This is a genomic window from Algoriphagus sp., from assembly GCF_024305035.1.
Lineage (GTDB): Bacteria > Bacteroidota > Bacteroidia > Cytophagales > Cyclobacteriaceae > Algoriphagus.
The window spans coordinates 1-2,613 of record NZ_JAMWZB010000065.1; the positions used below are offsets into that span (position 1 = coordinate 1).

Annotated in this window: 2 protein-coding genes; both read right to left on the minus strand. The window is 41.2% G+C overall.

The window, feature by feature from the left end; genetic code table 11:
- Positions 1 to 85: 85 nt before the first annotated feature.
- A complete protein-coding gene (istB, locus tag Q0L00_RS19485; RefSeq protein ID WP_297338567.1) occupies positions 86 to 850 on the minus strand; it encodes an IS21-like element helper ATPase IstB in 765 nt (254 codons plus the stop codon).
- A 15-nt stretch (positions 851 to 865) separates the two neighbouring features.
- Positions 866 to 2,431: an IS21 family transposase gene (istA, locus tag Q0L00_RS19490; RefSeq protein ID WP_297338568.1), complete on the minus strand. Its 1,566-nt coding sequence runs from the start codon at positions 2,429 to 2,431 to the stop codon at positions 866 to 868.
- Positions 2,432 to 2,613 lie beyond the last annotated feature (182 nt).

Sequence of the window (2,613 nt, forward strand, 5' to 3'; positions counted from 1 at the left end):
TGTTACCAGAAAGCAACAATGCATAACTTTAAGAAAATAGAGGTACACCAAAAAAGGAAAGTAATAGTACACAATCCGGCATGGTTCAGGTTTGGTTATTTTCTTTATTAAAGATAGTTTTTCTGTTCTGTAATCTGTATGATTTTCCAGACAATTTTATGATTTCACATCTGTGCAAAACTCTGTCTAAGATTGCAGTTGTGAGTACCTGATCATTGAGAACATCCGCCCACTCAGCAGGTGACTTATTTGTCGTAATTATCAAAGAAGCTTTGTCATGAAGTTGGTTAATAAGGTTAAAGAAAGCGACTGCATCTTGTTTAGTAACAGGGAACATCATAATATCATCAATAACAAGTAAATGTGCTGAAGTTATCCTTTTGTATTCTGCAGCCGCTTTTCTTGTCATATCTTTCATTTTCAATACTTTGATCAAAGACTCCATGGTCTGGAAGTAAGCCCTATATCCTTTGTCAATGGCATCAAAGCAGAGTCCTGCGGCGATGTATGTTTTCCCGGTTCCCGATGGTCCCATCAATACCAGATTAAAATTCTGTTCCAGCCATACTAATTCTCTGAGCTGTTTGAGTTGCTGCTTCTCCATGCTGTTTTCACAGGTAAAGTCATACAGGTCCAGGTTGTAGCTGAGAGGCAATCTGGCATTCTTTTTTCTACGATCTTTTTCTTTTTCCATTCTAAGGCCCAGTTCAGTAGCTAATAATTCGGATAGAAATTCTAAGTACGTGATTTTTTCCTTATCAGCCTGATGAGCGGTTTTTGTTGCGGTTTCAGCAATGGCAGGCAACCGGAGCTGCCTGCACTGTGCATTGATTTTATCTGTAATTTTCATAGGGGTTTTGGATAGTTAATTTTCATCAATGATATTCTCATAGTCAGCCAGATTGCTTTTCTCTGGTATTTCGTTGGCCTTTTTCTGTGTCTGCCTGTCCATTGGTTTGACTTCAAGGTCAGGTTGGTTTTCCTGTAGGCTTCCATGGCTGTCCCAGATAACATACATGATCTGCTCGAACTCAGAGCCTCCCAAGCAGCTGTTTTTAACACAGAAGTCCAGAGTTTCATCTAATACCTCTTTTGGTGCTTCCACCGTACATCTTTTGATCATATGCATCTGGTCTCTGATATAGCGTCCGTACCTGGTTCTGATCTGCTCGAAGTATTCCATTGCAGCTTCCCGGCGGGTAAAACATTCTGAAAGGGATTGCATCATATCGTTGATCTTTTGACTCTTATCCCTCTTGTGATCAGTATTGATGATTGTCCTTCCTACACCCTCGGCGAGCGAGTGGGTACAGATCAGTGTTTTTTCAAGGGTGAGGATCTCAAGCTTGCCATTGATGACCCTTGCCAGCACTTCTGTCCCCTGTGGTTGGTATGTCCCCTGAGGAACAGAGTAGTAGTTACCTTTGTAACTTATCTGGTTGGTTTTCCTCACAGTATACTTTTTAAAAGCCTCCAAAAGCGTTTCAATGGGTGTGAAGGGTTCCATAAAGGATCTTTCGGTGGCCAGCTCTTCTAAAGGGCTGCGTTTGGTCACATTATGTACATTGCGGTTACCGGTTCTTTCAAGCCATTCTAGAGCCTGCTGGTTAAGTATTTCCAGGTGGATGAATTTTCTATTGTGCAAAAAGTTTTTCTTGACATAGCCGACAACATTTTCAACCATCCCTTTAGTTTGGGGGTCTGCTTTTCGGCAAAAAACCGTCTTGAACTTCCGTTGAGTGGCATAGGCCCTAAATTCATGGGTCAGGATAAGGTCACCCATGTTTTCATCTACCAGCAAAGTCCTGTCCTGATCATAAAGGATGTTTTTGGGGATGCCTCCAAAATACTCGAAAGCTGCTTCATGGCAGACGCATACATCTGCGGCTGTAAATGCCCTGTCAAGAAAACTTACTGACTTTGCCCTACTACGGGATAGTACCATGGCAAAGAAGTAGACTTTTTTCCTCTTTTGAGACCCGCAGTCCAAAGTATACTGGCCAAAATCTACCTGCCCATACTCCCCGTAAGGGAATTCTTCTACGGCAAAAAATTCTCTTTGAGCAGGATCTTTGGGAAGATTGTGCTCTCTGCGTAGAAACATCACAAAATTGTAAACCGTCCGCTCTGATACCTTAGGCAAATCGGGATGAGCTTCTTTTAGCCAGTCAAACATTTGAGCAGCGGAAGTCTCAGGATAAAGCCTGAGCCTGCCCAAAATAAAATCCGCATAGGATGAAAGTACTTTGTTTCTTGGTGAAGGTTTGGAAAGAAACTCCTCAAATTCTTCATCACTCATTTTTAGATACCTGTTGACCGTGCGCCAATTCATCCCCAGATATTTGGCAATCTTTCTTTTACTGAATCCAAAAGAATCCAGTTTGATAATTTCATGGTACATAATCCAGTTGTTTAAAGTCGCTTTGTCCATTTTTTATCGGCTTTGTTGGAAACCAAAAAAACCAGAATAGCCGATAATTTAAAAACCCGATCAAATGGCTCTTGCCCATGGGCAAGAGCCATTTGATCCCAACCGAATTGTGTACTTTTACTTTCTGAAAATTATGTACTTATTATTTCTGAAAACTGTGTAATGTTATTTTCTGGTGACAT

What these genes read in the sequence shown, in the direction of transcription:
- istB (WP_297338567.1), bottom strand. Translation starts at nt 850, where the DNA reads ATGAAAATTACAGATAAAATCAATGCACAGTGCAGGCAGCTCCGGTTG.
- istA (WP_297338568.1), bottom strand. Translation starts at nt 2,431, where the DNA reads ATGGACAAAGCGACTTTAAACAACTGGATTATGTACCATGAAATTATC.